The following is a 19,484-nucleotide window of genomic DNA, read 5'->3' as shown; positions in this document are numbered from 1 at the left end:
CGAAGGAAGCCCGCCTTGGCCGAGAACCCGCTGACCCCGCCCCCCGGCTACCGCCTGCGCCTGCCGGGGCCGACCGAGGTTCCCGAGGCGGTCCGCGCGGCCATGGCGCGGCCCATGATCAACCATCGCGGCCCCGAGTTCCGGGCCATGCTGGAAGCGGTGGAGGCGGGCATCCGCCCCGTGCTCGGCACGCAGAACCCCGTGATCTTCCTGGCCGGGTCCGGCACGGCGGCCATGGAGGCGACGCTCGCCAACCTCCTCGCCCCCGGCGAGCGCGTGCTGGTCGTCATCCACGGCCAGTTCGGCGAGCGCTTCGCCGAGATCGCCCGCGCGCTGGGCGCCGCCGTGGACACGGTGGATTTCCCCTGGGGCGAGGCGCCGGACCCCGCCGTGGTTGCCGCCCGCCTGCGCGAGCAGGATTACGGCGCCGTCCTCGTCACCCACAACGAGAGCTCGACAGGCGCGGTGGCCGACCTCGCCGCCCTCGGCGCGGCGGTGCGCGGCACCCGCGCCCTGCTGGTGACGGACAGCGTCAGCGGCCTGGGCGGGCTCCCGATGCGGCAGGACGAATGGGGCGTGGACGCGGTCGTCTCGGCCTCGCAGAAGGCGCTGATGTGCCCGCCGGGTCTGGGCCTCGTCAGCCTCTCCGAGCGCGCCCGTGCCCGCGTCATGCGCAACGAGGCGATGCCCCGCTTCTATTTCGATTTCCGCAAGGCGCTCGCCGCGGCCGAGAAGCAGGAGACGCCCTTCACCCCCAGCGTCAGCCATGTCGCGGCGCTGCACGCCGCGCTGGGGCTGATCGAGACCGAGACGCTGCCCCGCGTCCTGGCCCGCCACCGGCGCCTGGCGGACGCGCTGCGGGCGGGCGGCGCGGCGCTGGGCCTGAGGGAATTCACCCAGGCCGCGCTCCGCTCCGCGACCGTCGTCGTCTTCGAGGTGCCGCAGGGCCTGGCGGGCGGGGACATCGTGCGCCTCATGTACCAGCGCCACGCGGCGGTGATCGCGGGCGCGCGCAACCGGCTGCAGGGCCGGGTCATCCGCATCGGCGTCATGGGCGGCCATGACGAGGCGACCATCCTGACGGACCTGCTGCAGCTCGAATCCGTGCTGCGGGAACTCGGGCACGAATGCCCGGCCGGCGCCGGTGCCGCGGCGGCGTCCGCTTTCCTGGCGGGGGCGGCGGCACCCCTGGCCCGCGCCGCCGAATGACCGGGCGGCCGTTCCCCCAGCGGGAAGCGGCCGCCCTTCTCGGCCTGGCCAGCGTCGCCGTCGCCCCGCTGCTGGGCAACGGCACGCCGCCGGGCCTTCTCTTCCTCTGGCTGTTCCCGCTCCTGCTCTGGTGCGCCATCACGGTGGTGCGCCACGCGGACGCGCTGGCGGACCTGCTGGGCGAGCCCTATGGCACGCTCATCCTCACCCTCTCCGCCGTGATCATGGAGGTCGCGCTCATCGCCGGCGCCATGCTGACCGGCGAGGAGGACCCGCAGGTGGCGCGCGACACCATGTTCGCGGTGCTGATGATCGTGCTGAACGGGTTGGTGGGCCTCTGCCTCGTCATCGGCGCGATTCGCCATGGGGAGCAGGAGTTCAACCTCTCCGGGGCGTCGGCCTACCTCTCGGTGATCGCGACGCTCTCGGTGCTGACGCTGGTGCTGCCGGATTTCACGACCAGCCGCCCGACACACGGCTTCACCATGGGGCAGGCCCTCTTCTTCTCGGCGGTCTCGCTGCTGCTCTACGGCGTCTTCCTGCAGGTGCAGACCAGCCGCCACCGCACCTTCTTCCAGGAGCCGGCGCACAGGCCGCCCGAGGAGGAGACCCATGGCCACCAGGCCAGCGGGAGCGTGCGCCACCACGCCGTCTGGCTGGTGCTGAGCCTGCTGCCCGTGCTGCTCCTGGCCGACGACCTCTCGCTGGCCATCGAGCGGGGCGCCCTGGCGCTGGCCCTGCCGCCGGCCGTCGGCGGGCTGCTCATCGCCGTGCTGGTCCTGGCGGCCGAGGGCATCAGCGCCGTCGCCGCCGCCCGTGCCAACCGGCTGCAGCGTGCGATGAACATCGCGTTGGGCTCGGCGCTGTCCACCATCGGGCTGACGATCCCGGCGGTGATGCTGGTCTGCCTGATCACCGGCCAGGCCGTGGTGCTGGGCCTGTCCCAGGAAGCGCGGAGCCTGCTGCTACTCACCCTTTTCGTGAGCCTGCTGACCTTCGGGACGGGACGCACCAACATCCTGGTGGGCGCGGTCCATCTCGTCCTGTTCGTGACCTATTTGGCGCTGATCTTCATGCCCTGAGCGCCACGGCGCTCAGGATATTCTTCGCCCTCACGCGCCGGGCGGTCGCGCTTCGCGGTCGCGGCGGGGGCTATTCCGTCCGGATCAGCCGCACGCGACGCCCGGCGGCGCCCAGCGCCAGCTGGCCGTGCTTCAGCGCCAGCGCATCCGCCCCGAACACCTCCCGCCGCCAGCCGCTGAGAGCGCGGATGTCGGGGTCGGTCTCGCTCGCCAGGCGCTCCAGGTCCTCGGTATCGGCCAGGAGCTTGGGCGCCACGTGGTTCGCCTCGGCCGCCGCCGCCAGCAGCACCTTCAGCAGCGCCACCAGGGCCGGCGACGCCCCCGCGCCCTTCCGGGCCTCCAGCGGCATGGGGAGCGCCTCCTCGGGCAGCTTCTTCGCCTCGGCCAGGGCCTCCAGCAGCGAGGCGCCGGACTTGCCACGCGCGAACCCCTCGGAAATGCCCCGGGCCCGGGCCAGCTGGTCCGCCGTCTCGGGCGCCGTGGCCGCGACCTCGAGCAGCGTCTCGTCCTTCACCAGCCGCCCGCGGGGGATGTTGATGCGCTGCGCCTCGGCCTCGCGCCAGGCGGCGGCGGCGCGCAGCGTTCCCAGGAAGCGGCGGTTGCTGGATTTGGGCTTCAGCCGCTCCCAGGCCTGTTCCGGCTCGGTGATGTAGGTGGAGGGCTCCAGCAGCGCGTCCATCTCCTGCGCCACCCAGTCCAGCCGCCCCTCGGCCAGCAGGCGCTCGCGCAGGCTGGTATAGACGCGGCGCAGATGGGTCACGTCCGCCGCCGCATAGGCGATCTGGGCCGCCGAGAGCGGCCGGGCGGACCAGTCGCTGAAGCGGTGCGCCTTGTCGATCGAGGCGCCGGCCAGGGCGCGGACCAGGCTGTCGTAGCTGGCCTGGTCGCCGAAGCCCGCCACCATGGCCGCCACCTGGGTGTCGAAGAGCGGCGTGGGCACGGCGCCAAACTTCAGCAGGAAGATCTCCACATCCTGCCGCGCCGCATGGAAGACCTTCACCACCGCGGGGTCGGCCAGCAGGTCTCCCAGGGGGGCCAGGTCCATGCCCTCGGCCTGCGCGTCCACCACCGCCACATCCTCGCGGCCCGCCAGCTGGACGACGCAGAGCTCGGGCCAGTAGGTCCGCTCGCGCATGAACTCGGTGTCCACGGTCACAAAGGGTTCCTGCCGCAGGCGCTCGCAGAGCTCGGCAAGGTCGGCGGCCTGGGTGATCAGGCGGGGATTCGGGTCGTTCGGGCGGGCCATGGGCCTGCCTTTGGCGCCGGATCGGCCGCTATGCAAGGGCACGGCTTGACATGAGGCCCCCGGGCGGGCCCTTTCCGCCGTCGTTTATCCTGACCCGCAAGGTTTCCCATGCACGCCTATCGCACCCACACCTGCGGCGCCCTGCGCGCCGAGAATGCCGGGCAGACGGCCCGCCTTTCCGGCTGGGTGCACCGCAAGCGCGACCATGGCGGCCTGCTCTTCATCGACCTGCGCGATCACTATGGCCTGACGCAGTGCGTGATCCCCTCGGGCTCGCCCGTCTTCGAGGCCGCCGACAAGCTGCGCCCCGAGAGCGTCATCACCGTCACCGGCGAGGTCGTCTCGCGCGAGGGCAGCACGGTGAACGACAAGCTTCCCACCGGCGCCATCGAGCTCCGCGTCAAGGAGCTGGTGCTGCAATCCGCCGCCGACGTGCTGCCCTTCCAGGTCGCGCAGGAGCAGGAGGCGCCGGAGGAGATGCGCCTGCGCTACCGCTTCCTGGACCTGCGGCGCGAGCGCCTGCAGCGCAACATGATCCTGCGCGCGCAGATCATCGACAGCATCCGCCGCCGCATGATCGCGACCGGCTTCAACGAGTTCCAGACGCCGATCCTGACGGTGTCCTCGCCCGAGGGCGCGCGCGACTTCCTGGTCCCGGCCCGCCTGCATCCCGGCAAGTTCTACGCGCTGCCGCAGGCGCCGCAGCAGTACAAGCAGCTGACCATGGTCGCGGGCTTCGACCGCTACTTCCAGATCGCCCCCTGCTTCCGCGACGAGGCCGGCCGCGCCGACCGCACGCTGATGTTCTACCAGCTCGACGTCGAGATGAGCTTCGTCACGCAGGAGGACGTCTTCACCAGCATGGAGCCGGTGATCCGCGGGACCTTCGAGGAATTCGCCGAGGGCCGCGCCGTCGATGCCGGCCCCTGGAAGCGCATCCCCTACGCCAAGGCGATGCTGGACTACGGCTCGGACAAGCCGGACCTGCGCAACCCGCTGGTGATCCGTGACGTCAGCGAGCAGTTCAAGGGCTCGGGCTTCGGCCTCTTCGCCAAGATCACGGCGGGCGGCGGCGTGGTGCGCGCGATCCCGGCCCCAGGCGCCGGCGGCAACCCGCGCAGCTTCTTCGACAAGCTGAACGAGTGGGCGCGCGAGCAGGGCGCCGGCGGCCTCGGCTACATCACCTTCGACGCCGAGGGCCCCAAGGGTCCGATCGCGAAGAACCTGGAGGCCGACCGCGCCGAGGCCATCCGCGTCGCCTGCGGCCTCCAGCCGGGCGATGCGGTGTTCTTCGCCGCCGGCAAGGAGGCCGATGCCGCGAAGTTCGCGGGCCAGACGCGCCTGCGCCTGGGCAACGAGCTCGGCCTCACCGAAAAGTCCGGCTTCCGCTTCTGCTGGATCACCGACTTCCCGTTCTACGAGCTGAACGAGGAGACCAACCAGGTCGACTTCAGCCACAACCCCTTCTCGATGCCGCAGGGCGAGATGGAAGCGCTGGAGACCAAGGACCCGCTGACCATCCCGGCCTACCAGTACGACATCGTCTGCAACGGCTACGAGATGGCCTCGGGCGCGATCCGCAATCACAAGGCGGAGATCATGGTGAAGGCCTTCGGCATCGCGGGCTATCCGCCCGAGACGGTCGAGGAGCGCTTCGGCGGCATGCTGAACGCCTTCCGCTACGGCGCGCCGCCGCACGGTGGCATGGCCGCCGGCATCGACCGCATCGTCATGCTGCTGGCCGAGGAGCCGAACCTGCGCGAGGTGAACCTCTTCCCCATGAACCAGCAGGGCGAGGAGCTGATGATGGGCTCGCCCTCCGAGGTGGATCCGCCGCGCCTGAAGGAGCTGTCGATCAAGATCGACATGCCGCCGCCCAAGAAGGCCGGCTGACGGCTTGCCAATCCGGTCATGCGTGCGACGCTGCGCGCATGACCGCCGATATCACCCGCCTTCCCAACAAGAAGCTCCCGAGCAAATCCTCGGTGGCCGTCTACCGCCTGCCGGGCGGCGGCGGCTTCCTCTGGGCGGTCGCGGTCTCGCCCGACCGCACGCAGGATATCCGCGTCCAGACGCTGGGCGCGCTGGGCGTCATCGACGGCTACCTGAAGGAGGCCGGGCTGGACCGCACGCGCATCGTGAAGGCCGAGATCGTGGTGACGGATCACGACAACAAGCCCGCCTTCGACGAGGCCTGGGCGAGCTGGATGCCCGACGGCTTCGGCCCCGTGCGCTCCTTCGTCGAATCCCGCATGCCCGAGGGCGATCTCATCGAGATCATCATCACGGCCGCCTTGCCGGCCTGATCGTTCCCCTCTTGAAACCGCCGCGGTACGGGCATATACCCGCTTCATGTCCGGCACCTGCTACTGCGACATCCTGAAGGCCGCGTCCCGGCGCCTGTCGTCCATCTACGACAAGGCGCTGGAGCCCGCGGGCGTGAATGTCGCCCAATACAGCCTCCTCCAGCGCATCCGCCGCGCCGGCGGCGCGACGCTGACCGAGCTCGGCCGGATCGCCGAGCTGGACCGCTCCACCATCGGCCGGAACGTGCGGGTGCTGGAGCGCATGGGCCTCGCGCGCCTGGGCCGCGGCGCCGACCAGCGCGAGGCCGTCGTCACCCTCACCGAGGCCGGGCGCCAGGCGCTCGCGATCGGCACCCCGCTGTGGGATCAGGCGCAGGCCGGGATCGAGGCGCGCCTCGGCCCCACCGGCGTCAAGGAATTGTGCACCGCGCTGCAGGATCTCTGATTTTTTCAGCCATTTACGGGCATATACCCGTTTTGAAGGAGCGTTCCGATGCCCCCATCCCCTCAGCGCCAGGGCGTGCACTACGCCTGGGTCGTCGTGGCCGTCACCTTCCTGACCATGCTGGTCACGGCGGCGGCCGTCAGTGCGCCCGGCGTGCTCATCGCACCGCTGCAGCGCGAATTCGGATGGGAAACCTCCGAGATCTCCAGCGCGCTCGCCATCCGCCTGCTGCTCTTCGGCCTCACCGGCCCCTTCGCGGGTGCCTTCATGAACCGCTTCGGCTTGCGGCCCGTGGCGGCGACGGCGCTGGGGCTGATCGCGGCCGGCATCCTGGGCTCGCTGGTCATGACGGAGCTCTGGCAGCTCATGCTGCTCTGGGGCGTGGTGGTGGGGTTCGGCACGGGCCTGACGGCGATGGTGCTGGGCGCCACCGTCGCGCAGCGCTGGTTCGTGAAGCGGCGGGGCCTCGCGCTCGGCCTGCTGACGGCCAGCAGCGCGACCGGCCAGCTCCTCTTCCTGCCGCTGATGGCCGCGCTGACCGATGCCTGGGGCTGGCGCATGGCCATGCTGCTGGTGCTGGCGATGCTGCTGGTCGCCGCCGTCGCCGTGCTCGCGCTGATGCGCGACCGCCCGGCAGACCTCGGCCTCGCGCCCTATGGCGCGACGGAAATCGCCCCCACCCCGCCCGCGCCCGCCACCTTCGGCGCCATGCTGGCCTCGCCCATCCTGGCGCTGCGCGAGGCCTCGCGGTCGGCGACCTTCTGGGTGCTGTTCGGCACCTTCTTCATCTGCGGCGCCAGCACCAACGGGCTGGTGCAGACGCATTTCGTCTCGCTCTGCGGCGACTACGGCATGGCGCCGGTGGCGGCGGCCAGCGTGCTGGCCATGATGGGCATCTTCGACCTCGCGGGCACCATCGGCTCCGGCTGGCTCTCGGACCGCTATGACAGCCGCTGGCTGCTCTTCTGGTACTACGGGCTGCGCGGCCTCTCGCTGCTCTACCTGCCCTTCACGGATTTCTCGATCTACGGCCTCTCGCTCTTCGCCGTCTTCTACGGGCTGGACTGGATCGCGACCGTGCCGCCCACCGTGAAGCTGGCGGCCGAGCGCTTCGGCGAAAGCACCAACCTCGTCTTCGGCTGGATCTTCGCCGGCCACCAGCTGGGCGCCGCCTTCGCGGCCTATTCCGCGGGCTTCAGCCGCACGGAATACGAGAGCTACCTCCCCGCCTTCTTCGGCGCGGGCCTGCTGTGCCTGGTCGCCGCGCTCCTGGTGGTGCTGATCCGCGAGAACGTGCCGGTCAGCGCTTCCAGTCGAAAGGTGAAGCCCGCCTGAGGCCTAGATTCTCGCGCAGCGTCGTCCCCGCGAATTCCTTCCGGAAGACGCCGCGGCGCTGCAGCTCCGGCACCACGAGCCGCACGAAATCCTCGTAGCTGCCGGGGATGTGCGTGGCGGCGATCACGAAGCCGTCGCAGGCCTCGCTCTCGTACCAGGCCGTCATCTCGTCCGCGATTCGCGCGGGCGTGCCGTAGAAGCCCGTGAACTCACGGATGGTGCCGCGCCCGCTCACCCGCACGAAATCGCCGAGCGTCGGGTTCTTCTTGCCCGAATCCTGCACCACGCGGTCGCGGATGCCCTGGAGGCCCTTGATCCCGGCCAGCTCCTCGTCGGTGAAGGATTCATCCATGCCCTTGCTGGCGAAGTCGAAGTTCAGAACCTCCGAGAGCAGCGCGAGCCCATCCACCGGCTTGGCCAGGCTTTCGACGAGCGCCCGCTTCTCCGCCGCCTCGTCCTCGCTCTCGCCCGCGATGCAGTAGACGGCGGGGCAGATGCGGACCTCGTCGGGATTGCGGCCGAAGCTCGCGACCGCGTTCTTGAATTCGCGGTAGCCCTTCTGCGCGGCCTCGATGTTGCGCTGGCTGACGAAGATCAGCTCGCCCCAGCCGGCCGCGAAGGCACGGCCGCGCCCGCTCTGCCCGGCCTGGATGATCATGGGCCGCCCCTGCGGCGTGCGCGGCACGGTGAAGGTGCCATGCGCCTGGAACCACTTCCCGTCATGTTCCAGTCGCCGGACCTTGGAGGGATCGGCGAAGAGGCCGGAAGCGCGGTCGTTGACGATAGCGTCGTCGCCCCAGCTGTCCCACAGCGAGAGCACGATCTCCATGAACTCGTCGGCGCGGTCGTAGCGCAGATCGTGCTCCGGATGTTCGGCGCGGCCCATGTTGCGTGCCTCGGAATCGTTCAGCGAGGTCACGACGTTCCAGGCCACGCGCCCGCCCAGCATGTGGTCCAGCGTCGCGAAGACGCGGGCGACGTGGAAGGGCTCGTAATAGGTGGTCGAATAGGTGGCGCCGAGGCCGAGCTTCTCCGTCGCATATCCCATGGCGCTGAGGATGGTGGCCGGGTCCATCTTCACCACGCGGATGCCGTTGCGCACCGCCTCCGCATGGTCGCGGCCCAGGATGTCCGGCATCGCCAGGCGATCGTCGAAGAAGGCCATGTGGAAGCGCCCGGCCTCGAGCGTGCGGGCGATGTGCTGGTAGTATTGCGGCGTCAGATATCCCTGCTGCGCCTCGGGATGCCGCCATGAGCCGGGATAGTTGGAGCAGTTCTGCGCCTGCAGGAAGGCGATGAGCGCCATGTCGCCGGCTCGGGCCATGTGGTCGTTTCCTCGATACGATTTTCTCGTCGCATCGGGCGCGATTTGCTCGCGCGTGGCAACCCTACGGCACGGTTTCCGCCCAGCGCGCGAGGCCCAGCAGCCCCGGCTGCGGATGCCGGATCAGCCGGATGGGAATGCGCGTCAGATAGTCCCGCATGCGGGGGCGGTCACGGAAGCGTTCCAGGAAATCGGCCAGCGGCAACTGGTCCGCGAAGGATTGCGCGACGCCGCCCGCCAGGAACACTCCCCCCCGCGCGCCCAGCGTCAGCGCCACGTCGCCGCAGAAGCCGCCCAGCGCGCGCCAGAACAGCGCCACCACCTCGCAGGCGAAGGGGTCGCCCGCCTCGGCCGCCGCGTCGATGGCCGCGCCGTCGCGCAGGGGCACCTCGACGCCCCGCAGCCGCGCCAGGCCGTCATGCAGGCGCGAGAGGCCGATGCCGCCCAGCAGGTCCTCGGTCGAGACGGTGCCCTGCCCCTGCCGCATCCAGGCGAGCAGCGCCTCCTCCTCCGCGTCGCGGGGGGCGAAGCAGGCATGCCCCGCCTCCGTCGCCAGCACGCCGAGGCCGGGAAGGTAGGCCGCGACGCCCAGGCCGGTGCCCGGCGCCACCACGGCCATCGGCGTTTCCGGCACGGGCTCGCCCTCCGCGAGGGTGAGCAGATCGTCCGGCGCCAGCGCCGGCAGCGCCGCCGCCTGGGCCTGAAGGTCGTTGATCAGGCGCACCCGCGCCAGGCCCAGCTCGGTCGCCAGCATCGCGGCATCCAGCAGCCAGGGCGCGTTGGTCAGGCGCGCCCGGCCCTCCGAGATCGGCGCCGCCACGGCCAGGATCGCCTGTTCGGGGGTGCCACCCAGCTCGGCCATGGCCTCGCGCATGGCCGCGGCAGGTTCCGGGTAATCCGCTACCCGCAGGGCCACGATCTCGGCATAGCGTCCGCCCTCGGCCAGGGCGAAGCGCGCCCGTGTCCCCCCGAGATCCGCGATGAAGGTGCGGGCCATTCGTCCTCCCCAGCCTGAGGGGCTTAAACTCCGCCCCGCTCAGAAGGTTAGCACGCCCTTACCCTGCCAGAAGGGCGTCGATACCCTCCTGCCCCAGATCGGGGGAGCCCGGGGCGGCGGCGACGGTCGCCATCGCAGTGCGGATCACCACCGGGGCGGGCCGCGGCGGCTCGCCAGATCCGGGCGCCGGGGGCAGGAAGCGTTCCAGCGCGGATTCGGCTTCATGCAAATGCTGGATGGCGCGGCGGACGCGCTGCCCGGTCACGTCCTGGAAGCTGCAGGCCTCGAAGATCGCGTTCACCCGCTCGGCCACGGCGCCGGCATCGCCCGGCTTCTGCTCCCGCACCCAGTCCTGGATGGCCTCCGCAGCCTCCAGAATACGGTTGGCGGCGGCTTCCGTGGCCATGACGACCGCCTCCAGCTCCACGCCGCTGTTGCGGGCGCCGAGCGCGGGCGCAGCCACGAGAACCGCGATCCGGTCCCGGATCTGGCCGATCTCGGCCGCCAGGCGCTCCTCCGTCATGTCGGCGAGTTCGATGGCCGCGCGCAATTCGGCGCTCAGCTCGGCCAGGCGGCGGTCCAGAAAGGCATGGAGCGGGGCGATCTCCGCACGGATGGCGGCGCGGACCGCCTCCGTCATTGCCTCCGTCATCGCCCTGAGTCCGTCTTCCATGCCTCTCCCTTAGGCCGCGGCGGTGAAAGGGCGCTTAACGGCCCGCCGGGCGTGCTGGCCTAAATGGCCCCCCGCGACTACAGAGGCCCGGTCATGAACACGAGACGAGATTCCGCGGATCCCCGCCCGCGCTACCGGCAGATCGCCGACGAGCTCCTGGAGCAGATCCGCAGCGGCCGCCACCCCATCGGCGCCATGCTGCCGACCGAAACGGAGCTTTGCGCCCTTCACGGCGCCTCCCGCCACACCATCCGCGAGGCGCTGCGCCTCGTGGAGGAAGCGGGGCTCGTTTCCCGCCGGCAGGGCAGCGGGACCAGCGTCATCGCCCATGAGCCGCCCGAGCGCTTCGTGCAGGACATCACGAGCATGGGCGGGCTGCTGCAATACCCGCCCGAGACCTGGCTGACCCTGCTCAGCGCCCGCGAGGTGAAGCTGGATGCCGAGCGCGCCGCCCTGCTCGGCGTGGCCGAGGGCGAAACCTGGCTGCGCGTGGAAACCCTGCGCCGCGCGCGGATCACCACCGCGCCCATCTGCTGCACCAGCGTCTTCATCCCGCTGGACTACGCGGCGGCCGTGGACGGCCTCGGCACCGAGCGCGGTCCCGTCTATGCCGAGGTCGAGCGCCGCTTCGGCGTCCGCATCTCGACCGTCGAGGTCGAGCTGACCGCCTGCGGCGTGCCGGAATCCCAGGCGATGCTGCTGGATGCGGAGGCGGGCTCCCCCGCGCTCATGATCCGGCGGCGCTACATGGACCAGAACGGCCGCTTCTTCGAGATCTCGGAAAGCTGCCACCCCGCAGCGCGCTTCACCTACCGGGCCGTAGTGAAGCGCGAGTAGAAGGTTTTTGCCGCCCGAAGGCGGCGGGGGCGCTGGCTTCGAGGGACGGTCCGGGCGCGGTCGCGGCTTCGCGCTCCCGGCCCGACGCGCCGCCTCGTTCGGCTACGCTGCCTCCAGCTTCTCCGTGATGCCGAGCCACTCGGTCTCCAGCCGCTCGACATCCTTCGCGATCTCGGCGCGGCGGGTGGTGGCGCGGGCAATGAGGTCGGTCTTGCCTCGCTCGTAGAGGCGCGGGTCGTTGAGCGCGTTCTCGATGACCTTCGCCTCCTCCGCGAGCTTGGCGAGCGTCGTCTCGATGCCCTTCAGCCGCGCGCGCAGGGGCGCGAGATTGGGGCGGTTGTCCTGCACCGGCGCAGGCTTCGCGCCCTTCTTCTCCTCGCGCGGCCTCGCCGCCGCCCGGCCGCCGAGCTGCGCGCGGTAGTCGTCCAGGTCGCCGTCGAAGGGCGTCACCTGGCCCTCGGCCACCAGCCAGAGCCGGTCCGCCACAAGCTCCACCAGATGCGGGTCGTGGCTGATGAGGATGACGGCGCCCTCGTAATCCGCCAGCGCCTTCACCAGAGCGTCGCGCGCGTCGATGTCGAGGTGGTTGGTCGGCTCGTCGAGGATGAGCATGTGCGGCGCGTCGCGCGTCGTCAGCGCCATGAGCAGCCGCGCCTTCTCGCCGCCCGAAAGCCCCCTCACCTGGGTCTCGGCCCGGTTGGCATCCAGGCCGAAGCGCGCCAGCTGGCTGCGCGCCTGAGTGGCCGTGGCCTTGGGCATCGCCTCCAGCATGTGGGAGAGCGGCGTGCCGTCGAGGTCGAGGTCGTCTTCCTGGTGCTGCGCGAAATAGCCCACGCGCATCCGCCGGTCCCGGTGCACGTCCCCGGAAAGCGGCGCGAGGCGCCCGGCCAGCACCTTCGCCAGCGTGGACTTGCCGTTGCCGTTCGCGCCCAGCAGCGCGATCCGGTCCTCCTGGTCGATGCGGATGTCGAGGCCGCGCAGCACCACGTGGTTGCCGTAGCCCGCCTGCCCGCGATTGACCGTGAGGATGGGCGGGGGAAGCTGCTCGGGCTGCGGGAAGGTGAACTGCGTCGCGTGGTCCTCGATGACGGATTCGATCGCGGGCATGCGCTCCAGCGCCTTGAGGCGCGACTGCGCCTGGCGGGCCTTGGTGGCCTTGGCCCGGAAGCGGTCCACGAAGGACTGCATATGCGCGCGCTGCGCCATCAGCTTCGCGTTCATCGCCGCCTGCTGGGCCGCGCGCTCGGTCCGCACGCGCACGAAATTCTCGAAATTGCCGGGGTAGAGCGTGATCTTCTGCCGGTCGAGATGCGCGATGGCGTCCACGCAGCGCTCCAGCAGCCCGCGATCGTGGCTGATGATGATGGCCGCGCCCTGGAAGCGCTGGATCCAGCCCTCCAGCCACATCGCGGCCTCGAGGTCGAGGTGGTTGGTGGGCTCGTCCAGCAGCAGCAGGTCGGGCTCCAGGAATAGCGCGCGGGCCAGCGAGACGCGCATGCGCCAGCCGCCCGAATACTCCTTGGACGGCCGCGCCTGGGCCGCGGCGTCGAAGCCGAGGCCGGCCAGGATGGTCGCCGCGCGGGCTGGCGCGGCATCGGCCTGGATGGCGATCAGGCGCTCATGAATCTCGGCGGCGCGGACGCCCTCGGGGTGCCCCTCCAGCTCGGCCAGGAGCGCGGCGCGCTCGGTATCCGCCTCCAGCACGATGTCCAGCAGGCTGGCGTCGCCGGCCGGGGTTTCCTGCGCCACATGGCCGATGCGCGCGCGCTGCGCGAGGCGGATCTCGCCCGCATCGGGCTGGATATCGCCCAGGATGGCGCGGATCAGCGTGGACTTGCCCGCGCCGTTGCGGCCCACCAGGCCGATCTTGCGGCCCGTGTCGACCTGCAGCGAGGCCCCCTCGAGCAGGGGCCTCCCGGCCATGCGGATGGTCAGGTCCTGGATGGTGAGAACGGTCATGCGCGCGATTTAGCGATTCCAGGGCTTGCGCGGGAGAGCTTGCTTGGGCATCTGCCGCGCACCTGCTTCAAAAAGGACGCCCGCATGGCCACCGAACGCACTTTCAGCATCATCAAGCCCGATGCGACCCGCCGTAACCTCACCGGCAAGATCAACGCCGTGTTCGAGTCGAACGGCCTTCGTATCGTCGCCCAGAAGCGCATCTGGATGAGCGAGGCCCAGGCCAAGACCTTCTACGGCGTGCATTCCGAGCGGCCCTTCTTCAAGGACCTGGTGTCCTTCATGACCTCGGGCCCCGTGGTCGTGCAGGTGCTGGAGGGCGAGAACGCCGTGGCCAAGAACCGCGAGCTGATGGGCGCTACCAACCCGGCCAACGCCGCCGAGGGCACCATTCGCAAGCTTTTCGCCGAGAGCATCGAGGCGAACAGCGTGCACGGCTCCGACAGCCCGGAGAACGCGGCGATCGAGATCGCCTACTTCTTCGCCGGCCTCGAGATCCTGCCGTAATTTAGTGCGGCGAAGCGCCGGGCGCGCGCATCCGCGCGCTTGGCTTTGCGCCTGGGACTGACGCGCCCGATCGCGCCGATGGTCTGGGTGCTCGCGCTCGCGGCCCGGGGTTCGCCCTGGGCCGTTTTCTATGGGGCCTCGCGCGGGCCCGGCCACTCGTCGCGGGGGTTGGGGCCGGTCACCGTCATGCCGATCCCCTCCGTCGCCCGGACCGGGATGGCCGAGTGGTCGAAACCGTCCAGGCAGAAGATGTTCACGCCGAAATGATCCGGCGCGGCGCGCTTGCGGTGGAAGGTGTAGATCCCGCACTCGCCGCAGAAGAAATGCCGGGCCCGATGCGTGTTCCAGCGGTATTCCCGCAGGCTCTCGGCGCCGGAGAGGATCTCCAGCTCGCTCTCATGCACCTTGGTCATGAGCGCGTTCTTCTTGACGCAGAGCGAGCAGTCGCAGGTCGTGAGCTCCACGACCGGCGCAGTGATCCGGAACCGGACCGCGCCGCAATGGCACGACCCGGCCTGGCTCATCTCAGCCCCAGATCAGGTAGAGCAGGACCAGCAGCACCGCGGTGGCGCCGATGCCCCAGACGGCGGCCTTCAGGAAGGCCTCGTACATCGCGCGGCGGTCGCCGATGATGTCCTCGGGCTTCACCTCGACCATATCGATGTGCATCTGCTGCTCGGCCACGGTCCAGGTTCCCTCAAAGCGGTAAAGCGTCCGATCAGTCTCTACGAATGAAGGCGCGCTCGGGCAAGGGGTTCGCGAGCGCCACGGTCGCGGTTTCCGCCGCGATGCGCGCCACGCCGCCCTCCAGCCGCACCAACCCGGCTGCCAGCCAGGACAGCGCCGCCGGGTAGAGCCGGTGCTCCTGCTCCAGCACGCGGGCGGCCAGGCTCGCCTCGGTATCGTCAGCAGCCACGGGGACCGCCGCCTGGGCGAGAATCGGCCCCTCGTCCACGCCCGCATTCACCAGATGCACCGTGCACCCATGCAGGCGCACGCCGGCCGCGAGCGCCCGGGCATGGGTATCGAGCCCGGGGAAGGAAGGCAGCAGCGACGGATGGATGTTGATCATCCGCCCCTCCCAGACCCGGACGAAATCCTCGGTCAGCACGCGCATGAAGCCGGCCAGCGCTACGATCTCGATGCGATGCTGGGCGAGGGTCGCCAGCAGCTCGGCCTCGAAATCGGGGCGGGTGCGGCCGCGGCTCGCCACCACGGCGGTCTCGATGCCGGCCGCCCTGGCGTATTCCAGCCCGGCCGCATCCGCCGTGTTGGAGAGGACCAGCGCGATCCTCGCCGGGTATCCGGGGCGCTCCGCCGCCTTCAGCAGCGCGGTCATGTTGGACCCGCGCCCCGAGATCAGGATCGCGACGCGCGGCTGGCTCAAAGCGGCAGGCTGCCTTGCATGACCACCTCGGCCTCGCCGGAGGCGGGGATGAGGCGGCCGACCTGCCAGGCCAGCTCGCCCGCGCCGCCCAGGATGGCGAGGGCCTCGGTCACGTCCTCGGGCGCCACCACCACGACCATGCCCAGGCCGCAGTTGAAGACGCGCAGCATCTCGGCCTCCGCGACGCCGCCCGCGCGCGAGAGCCAGGCGAAGACCGGCGGCAACGGCCAGGACCCAGCCTCCACCTCGGCGGCCACGCCGTCCGGCAGCACGCGGGGCAGGTTGCCCGGCAGGCCGCCGCCCGTGATGTGGGCGGCCGCCTTCAGGACGCCGGCGCGGTGCAGGGCCAGCAGGCTGCGGACATAGATGCGCGTCGGCACCAGCAGCGCCGCGGCCAGGGTCTGCTCCGGCGCGAAGGGCGCGGGCTCGCCCAGCACGGCGCCGGAGGCCTCGATCACCCGGCGCACCAGGGAGAAGCCGTTGGAATGCACGCCCGAGCTGCCGAGGCCGATCAGCACGTCGCCGGGGCCGACATCCTGCTTGGGCAACAGGTCACCGCGCTCGGCGGCGCCGACCGAGAAGCCCGCGAGGTCGTAGTCGCCGCCATGGTACATGCCCGGCATCTCGGCCGTCTCGCCGCCCACCAGGGCGCAGCCGGCCTGCCGGCAGCCCTCGGCGATGCCGGCGACGACGGTCGCGGCCTGCTCGACGTCCAGCTTTCCGGTCGCGAAATAATCCAGGAAGAACAGCGGCTCGCCGCCCTGCACCACGAGGTCGTTCACGCACATGGCGACGAGGTCCACGCCCACATGCTCGTGGACGCCGGCCTCGATGGCCAGGCGCAGCTTGGTGCCCACGCCGTCGGTCGAGCTGATGAGGACGGGATCGGTGAAGCCGGCCGCCTTCAGGTCGAACAGCGCGCCGAAGCCGCCGAGCCCGCCCATGCTGCCCTTGCGGTTGGTGCTGCGGGCGTGCGGCTTGATCCGCTCCACCAGCGCATCGCCGGCCTCGATGTCCACGCCTGCCTGGGCGTAGGTGAGGCCGTTCTTCTCGGAACTGTTCAGGGCCGCCTCCAATGGGTTAAACCCGGGCCAGTGGTTTCGAGGATCGACGCCGTGACGGCAAGACACCTATTGGCGGCCCTGCTCATGGCGGTGCTCTTTTGCCCCCCGCTGGCGGCGCAGGACAACCCCCTCGTACAGCGGGGCGTCCCTGCAGAAGCGACGGCCGACAACGCCGTCGCCGCGCGCGACCAGGCCTATGCCAGCGCGCGCCGCATCGCCTACCAGCGCATGGCGGAGGCGATGGGCATCTCCGGCTCCACCCCCTCCGACTCGCAGCTCGACAGCATGGTCGCGGCCCTGATCGTGGAGCAGGAGCGCACCACCCCGACCCGCTACTCGGGCCGGCTGACGGTGCAGTTCGCGCCGGGCCGCGTCGCCTCGGCCACCGGGCGCTCGGTGCCGGGGCAGAGCTATGCCGGCACCGGCATGCCGCTGAACCTGCCCGCCGCCACCCAGGCCTATGTGGAGGCCGCGAGCCAGTTCAACTCCTTCCAGGAGTGGCTGGAGATCCGCCGCCGGCTCCGCGCCTCGGGCATCGTCGCGAATATGGAGATCATGTCGATCTCGACCGACGCCGCCCAATACCGCCTCGGCCTGCGGCAGCAGCCTTCCGAGGCCGCCTCGGCCCTCGGCGCCGCCGGCATCGCGGTCAGCCCGTCCGGGGGAAGCTGGCAGGTGGGTCTTGGCGGGGGCTGAACGCCCTTCGCCCATGCTGCCGGGAGAGCCGTCCCACCTTCTTCTGACGCTCCCGAACCTGATCACGCTCGCGCGCCTCGCGGCCGTGCCGGCGACCGTCTGGCTCATCATGCACCATCGGCTGGAATGGGCCTTCGGCCTGTTCCTGGCGGCCGGGATCTCCGACGCGCTGGACGGCTGGCTGGCCCGCTACACCAATTCCCGCAGCGCGATCGGCGCGATGCTCGATCCGCTGGCGGACAAGGCGCTTCTCGTCTCAGTCTATGTCACCCTGGCCGCCATCGGCGCCCTGCCCGACTGGCTGGCCATCCTGGTCGTCTTCCGGGACGTGGTGATCCTGGGCGGCGCCGTGCTGCTCTGGATGCTGGGCGTGGGCGGCGGCGTGCGGCCGCTCTATGTCTCGAAGCTGAACACCGCGCTGCAACTGGCGCTGGCCACGCTTGCATTGTTCTCCCTGGGATTCGGGGTGGAGATGGACGGGATTCTGACGATTTTCATCTGGCTGGTCGCGGCGACCACCGTCTGGTCGGGCATCTCCTACGTGATCGCGGGCGCGGCCCGCCTGCGCGGACCGGCCGCATGAGCGACAGCGCGCCCGCCCCGGGCCGGGGCCGCCCCGGCCCCATGGTCGCGACCCGCCGGCAGCGGCTGATGCTGACGCTGGGCGTGCTGGCGGCGCTGGTCCTGGGGCTGTGGCTGTTCTCCACCATCCTCACGCCCTTCGTGCTGGCCGCCTGCATCGCCTATTTCCTCGACCCCCTGGCCAGCCGCATGGCGCGCTGGGGGGTGCCGCGGGCCTTTGCCTCGCTGTTCCTCATCCTGCTCATGGCCCTGGCCACGCTCCTGGCGTTGCTGCTGCTCTATCCGCTCATCGTGGCCCAGGTCGGGATCCTGCTGGCCAAGCTGCCCGGCTATGTCAGCTCCATCAGCGCCGCGCTGCGCGACCTCCTGGATTCGGCCGAGCGCGCGGCGGGGCCGGAGATCGTGGGCTCCCGCCTGCGCGAGCTCGTGATCGCCCAGGCGGGCGCCATGGTGGCCTGGCTCGGCACGGCCGCGACGCGCCTCATCGGCGGCGGCTTCGCGCTGTTCAACGTCTTCACGCTCGCCATCGTGACGCCGGTCATGAGCTTCTACCTGCTGCGCGACTGGCAGGCGATGATGGCGCGGATCGAGAGCTGGCTGCCCCGCCGCTCCGCCACCGGCATCCGCCAGATCGCGCGCGATATCGACCGCGTGCTCTCCGCCTGGCTGCACGGGCAATTGCTCTGCTGCCTGATCCTCGCGATCTACTACGCCACGGCGCTGTCGCTGATCGGGCTGGAGCTCGGTCTCACCATCGGGCTGCTGGCGGGCATCCTCTCCTTCATTCCCTATGTCGGCTCCATGACCGGGCTGGCGCTGGCGCTGCTGCTGGCCATCGGCCAGTGGGGCGACTGGAACGGGGTGCTCTGGGTGCTGGCCATCTTCCTGACGGGCCAGTTCGTCGAAGGCTACGTGATCTATCCCCGCCTGCTGGGAGATCGCGTGGAGCTGCACGCGGTCTGGGTCATCTTCGCCCTTTTCGCGGGCGGCGTGGCCTTCGGCTTCCTGGGCGTGCTGCTGGCCGTGCCCATCGCCGCGGCCATCGGGGTGCTGGCGCGCCACTGGCTGAGGCGCTACCTGGAAAGTCCGCTCTACCTGGACCCTCCAAGGACGGGAATGTGATGCGCGCTTCGCAGCTGGCCCTGCCGATCTTCCACGAGATCTCCTACGCGGCGGAAGATTTCGTGGCCGATCCGAGCAACGAGGAAGTCCGCCGCTGGCTGGCCTCCCCGGCGCTCTGGCCCGAGCGGCGGCTGCTCATCGCGGGCCCGCCCGGCAGCGGCAAGACGCATCTTCTGCGCGCCACCGCGGCCGAGCAGGGCTGGACGGTCCTGGAAGGCCCGGCGCTCCGGGGCCTGCCGCCCAGCCCCACCACCGGCGTCGCGCTCGATGAGGCCGACATCCCGGGCGAGGAGGCCGCGCTCTTCCATCTCATCAACGCCTGCGCCGAGGCGCGGGTGCCGCTGCTCATGGCCGCGCCGAATCCGCCCTCCCGCTGGCGGGTGGCGCTGCCGGACCTGCGCTCGCGCCTCGCCGCGACCGCCGTGGTGATGCTGGGCGAGCCCTCGGACGCGCTGCTGCGCGCGCTGCTGGTGAAGCACCTCGCGGACCGGCAGCTTCACCTCGACGCCGGGCTGCTGAACGCGCTGCCGCTGATGCTGCCCCGCAGCGCCGGCGCCATGGCCGAGGCGGTGGCGCGGCTCGACCGCGCCTCGCTGGCCGCGGGGCGCCGCCTCACCCGGTCCGCCGCACTCGCGGCGCTCGCTCCGCTGCTGGATGACGGTTCAGGGACAGATGCGTCTGACGCCGTGCCACCCAGCGCGGCCCTGCTATAG

Annotated in this window: 21 protein-coding genes; 12 read left to right on the top strand and 9 right to left on the bottom strand. The window is 70.9% G+C overall.

Annotated elements, in window-relative coordinates; all coding sequences use genetic code 11:
* The first annotated feature begins 15 nt into the window (after window positions 1-15).
* Together WJM96_RS20305 and WJM96_RS20300 are read left to right on the top strand one after the other, a co-directional pair.
* Window positions 16-1,209 carry a pyridoxal-phosphate-dependent aminotransferase family protein gene (locus WJM96_RS20305; RefSeq protein ID WP_424814377.1) on the top strand — a complete coding sequence of 398 codons (1,194 nt, stop codon included), beginning with the start codon at window positions 16-18 and terminating at the stop codon, window positions 1,207-1,209.
* Entirely contained in the window at window positions 1,206-2,291 is a 1,086-nt protein-coding gene (locus tag WJM96_RS20300; protein WP_424814376.1) for a calcium:proton antiporter, read from the top strand. Before WJM96_RS20305 ends, WJM96_RS20300 begins: the two co-directional genes overlap by 4 nt.
* Window positions 2,292-2,361: 70 nt before the next feature.
* On the opposite strand, the gene rnd is transcribed toward WJM96_RS20300, so the two are convergent.
* Window positions 2,362-3,537 carry a ribonuclease D gene (gene rnd / locus WJM96_RS20295; protein WP_424814375.1) on the bottom strand — a complete coding sequence of 392 codons (1,176 nt, stop codon included), beginning with the start codon at window positions 3,535-3,537 and terminating at the stop codon, window positions 2,362-2,364.
* 108 nt (window positions 3,538-3,645) lie between these two features.
* Between rnd and aspS the strand changes: the two genes are divergently transcribed.
* The 4 genes from aspS to WJM96_RS20275 are packed head-to-tail and all read left to right on the top strand — an operon-like array spanning window position 3,646 to window position 7,623.
* Window positions 3,646-5,430 carry an aspartate--tRNA ligase gene (aspS, locus tag WJM96_RS20290; protein ID WP_424814374.1) on the top strand — a complete coding sequence of 595 codons (1,785 nt, stop codon included), beginning with the start codon at window positions 3,646-3,648 and terminating at the stop codon, window positions 5,428-5,430.
* A 38-nt stretch (window positions 5,431-5,468) separates the two neighbouring features.
* A complete protein-coding gene (locus tag WJM96_RS20285) occupies window positions 5,469-5,843 on the top strand; it encodes a RidA family protein (RefSeq protein WP_424814373.1) in 375 nt (124 codons plus the stop codon).
* Between the two features lie 46 nt (window positions 5,844-5,889).
* Window positions 5,890-6,288 (top strand): MarR family winged helix-turn-helix transcriptional regulator, encoded by a 399-nt coding sequence (locus tag WJM96_RS20280; RefSeq protein WP_424814372.1) that lies wholly within the window; start codon window positions 5,890-5,892, stop codon window positions 6,286-6,288.
* Between the two features lie 48 nt (window positions 6,289-6,336).
* The gene (locus WJM96_RS20275; protein WP_424814371.1) at window positions 6,337-7,623 is read left to right on the top strand and encodes an MFS transporter; all 1,287 of its coding nucleotides are present in this window, start codon (window positions 6,337-6,339) and stop codon (window positions 7,621-7,623) included.
* Here the strand turns inward: WJM96_RS20275 and WJM96_RS20270 are convergent.
* From WJM96_RS20270 to WJM96_RS20260, 3 genes are all read right to left on the bottom strand, one after another.
* Entirely contained in the window at window positions 7,589-8,947 is a 1,359-nt protein-coding gene (locus WJM96_RS20270; protein ID WP_424814370.1) for an LLM class flavin-dependent oxidoreductase, read from the bottom strand. The two genes, WJM96_RS20275 and WJM96_RS20270, sit on opposite strands and share 35 nt — an antisense overlap.
* Window positions 8,948-9,011: 64 nt before the next feature.
* Window positions 9,012-9,944, bottom strand: a complete 933-nt coding sequence (locus tag WJM96_RS20265) for a glucokinase (protein ID WP_424814369.1) — start codon at window positions 9,942-9,944, stop codon at window positions 9,012-9,014.
* A gap of 58 nt (window positions 9,945-10,002) precedes the next feature.
* Window positions 10,003-10,617, bottom strand: coding sequence for a hypothetical protein (locus WJM96_RS20260; protein WP_424814368.1), 615 nt, complete (start codon window positions 10,615-10,617; stop codon window positions 10,003-10,005).
* A 93-nt stretch (window positions 10,618-10,710) separates the two neighbouring features.
* Between WJM96_RS20260 and WJM96_RS20255 the strand changes: the two genes are divergently transcribed.
* Window positions 10,711-11,454: a GntR family transcriptional regulator gene (locus WJM96_RS20255; protein ID WP_424814367.1), complete on the top strand. Its 744-nt coding sequence runs from the start codon at window positions 10,711-10,713 to the stop codon at window positions 11,452-11,454.
* Window positions 11,455-11,556: 102 nt separating this feature from the next.
* On the opposite strand, the gene WJM96_RS20250 is transcribed toward WJM96_RS20255, so the two are convergent.
* Complete coding sequence (locus WJM96_RS20250) at window positions 11,557-13,413, bottom strand: ABC-F family ATP-binding cassette domain-containing protein (protein WP_424814366.1); 1,857 nt, start codon at window positions 13,411-13,413, stop codon at window positions 11,557-11,559.
* 84 nt (window positions 13,414-13,497) lie between these two features.
* On the opposite strand from WJM96_RS20250, the gene ndk reads away from it, so the two are divergent.
* Complete coding sequence (gene ndk / locus WJM96_RS20245) at window positions 13,498-13,920, top strand: nucleoside-diphosphate kinase (RefSeq protein WP_424814365.1); 423 nt, start codon at window positions 13,498-13,500, stop codon at window positions 13,918-13,920.
* Between the two features lie 128 nt (window positions 13,921-14,048).
* Here the strand turns inward: ndk and WJM96_RS20240 are convergent, their stop codons facing one another.
* From WJM96_RS20240 to purM, 4 genes are all read right to left on the bottom strand, one after another.
* The gene (locus WJM96_RS20240; RefSeq protein ID WP_424814364.1) at window positions 14,049-14,384 is read right to left on the bottom strand and encodes a GFA family protein; all 336 of its coding nucleotides are present in this window, start codon (window positions 14,382-14,384) and stop codon (window positions 14,049-14,051) included.
* Window positions 14,385-14,445: 61 nt separating this feature from the next.
* A complete protein-coding gene (locus WJM96_RS20235; protein ID WP_424814363.1) occupies window positions 14,446-14,604 on the bottom strand; it encodes a preprotein translocase subunit SecE in 159 nt (52 codons plus the stop codon).
* Window positions 14,605-14,638: 34 nt separating this feature from the next.
* Window positions 14,639-15,259, bottom strand: coding sequence for a phosphoribosylglycinamide formyltransferase (gene purN / locus WJM96_RS20230; protein WP_424814595.1), 621 nt, complete (start codon window positions 15,257-15,259; stop codon window positions 14,639-14,641).
* Window positions 15,260-15,303: 44 nt separating this feature from the next.
* Entirely contained in the window at window positions 15,304-16,383 is a 1,080-nt protein-coding gene (purM, locus tag WJM96_RS20225; RefSeq protein ID WP_424814362.1) for a phosphoribosylformylglycinamidine cyclo-ligase, read from the bottom strand.
* A 39-nt stretch (window positions 16,384-16,422) separates the two neighbouring features.
* Here purM and WJM96_RS20220 point away from each other — a divergent pair, with 39 nt between their 5' ends.
* The 4 genes from WJM96_RS20220 to WJM96_RS20205 are packed head-to-tail and all read left to right on the top strand — an operon-like array spanning window position 16,423 to window position 19,484.
* Window positions 16,423-17,067, top strand: coding sequence for a hypothetical protein (locus WJM96_RS20220; RefSeq protein WP_424814361.1), 645 nt, complete (start codon window positions 16,423-16,425; stop codon window positions 17,065-17,067).
* 13 nt (window positions 17,068-17,080) lie between these two features.
* On the top strand, window positions 17,081-17,650 hold the full coding sequence (locus WJM96_RS20215; protein WP_424814360.1) for a CDP-alcohol phosphatidyltransferase family protein: 570 nt from the start codon (window positions 17,081-17,083) through the stop codon (window positions 17,648-17,650).
* Window positions 17,647-18,771 carry an AI-2E family transporter gene (locus WJM96_RS20210; RefSeq protein WP_424814359.1) on the top strand — a complete coding sequence of 375 codons (1,125 nt, stop codon included), beginning with the start codon at window positions 17,647-17,649 and terminating at the stop codon, window positions 18,769-18,771. Before WJM96_RS20215 ends, WJM96_RS20210 begins: the two co-directional genes overlap by 4 nt.
* Window positions 18,771-19,484, top strand: coding sequence for an AAA family ATPase (locus WJM96_RS20205; RefSeq protein WP_424814358.1), 714 nt, complete (start codon window positions 18,771-18,773; stop codon window positions 19,482-19,484). Before WJM96_RS20210 ends, WJM96_RS20205 begins: the two co-directional genes overlap by 1 nt.

It is taken from the genome of Roseococcus sp. YIM B11640 (genome assembly GCF_049727625.1).
In the GTDB taxonomy this organism is placed as follows: Bacteria; Pseudomonadota; Alphaproteobacteria; order Acetobacterales; family Acetobacteraceae; genus Roseococcus.
The sequence above is the reverse complement of the archived record's forward strand: the minus strand, read 5'-3'. Positions and strand labels throughout refer to the sequence as shown.

What these genes read in the sequence shown, in the direction of transcription:
- WJM96_RS20300 (WP_424814376.1), top strand. Translation starts at nt 1,206, where the DNA reads ATGACCGGGCGGCCGTTCCCCCAGCGGGAAGCGGCCGCCCTTCTCGGC.
- rnd (WP_424814375.1), bottom strand. Translation starts at nt 3,537, where the DNA reads ATGGCCCGCCCGAACGACCCGAATCCCCGCCTGATCACCCAGGCCGCC.
- aspS (WP_424814374.1), top strand. Translation starts at nt 3,646, where the DNA reads ATGCACGCCTATCGCACCCACACCTGCGGCGCCCTGCGCGCCGAGAAT.
- WJM96_RS20285 (WP_424814373.1), top strand. Translation starts at nt 5,469, where the DNA reads ATGACCGCCGATATCACCCGCCTTCCCAACAAGAAGCTCCCGAGCAAA.
- WJM96_RS20280 (WP_424814372.1), top strand. Translation starts at nt 5,890, where the DNA reads ATGTCCGGCACCTGCTACTGCGACATCCTGAAGGCCGCGTCCCGGCGC.
- WJM96_RS20275 (WP_424814371.1), top strand. Translation starts at nt 6,337, where the DNA reads ATGCCCCCATCCCCTCAGCGCCAGGGCGTGCACTACGCCTGGGTCGTC.
- WJM96_RS20270 (WP_424814370.1), bottom strand. Translation starts at nt 8,947, where the DNA reads ATGGCCCGAGCCGGCGACATGGCGCTCATCGCCTTCCTGCAGGCGCAG.
- WJM96_RS20265 (WP_424814369.1), bottom strand. Translation starts at nt 9,944, where the DNA reads ATGGCCCGCACCTTCATCGCGGATCTCGGGGGGACACGGGCGCGCTTC.
- WJM96_RS20260 (WP_424814368.1), bottom strand. Translation starts at nt 10,617, where the DNA reads ATGGAAGACGGACTCAGGGCGATGACGGAGGCAATGACGGAGGCGGTC.
- WJM96_RS20255 (WP_424814367.1), top strand. Translation starts at nt 10,711, where the DNA reads ATGAACACGAGACGAGATTCCGCGGATCCCCGCCCGCGCTACCGGCAG.
- WJM96_RS20250 (WP_424814366.1), bottom strand. Translation starts at nt 13,413, where the DNA reads ATGACCGTTCTCACCATCCAGGACCTGACCATCCGCATGGCCGGGAGG.
- ndk (WP_424814365.1), top strand. Translation starts at nt 13,498, where the DNA reads ATGGCCACCGAACGCACTTTCAGCATCATCAAGCCCGATGCGACCCGC.
- purN (WP_424814595.1), bottom strand. Translation starts at nt 15,259, where the DNA reads ATGACCGCGCTGCTGAAGGCGGCGGAGCGCCCCGGATACCCGGCGAGG.
- WJM96_RS20215 (WP_424814360.1), top strand. Translation starts at nt 17,081, where the DNA reads ATGCTGCCGGGAGAGCCGTCCCACCTTCTTCTGACGCTCCCGAACCTG.
- WJM96_RS20210 (WP_424814359.1), top strand. Translation starts at nt 17,647, where the DNA reads ATGAGCGACAGCGCGCCCGCCCCGGGCCGGGGCCGCCCCGGCCCCATG.
- WJM96_RS20205 (WP_424814358.1), top strand. Translation starts at nt 18,771, where the DNA reads ATGCGCGCTTCGCAGCTGGCCCTGCCGATCTTCCACGAGATCTCCTAC.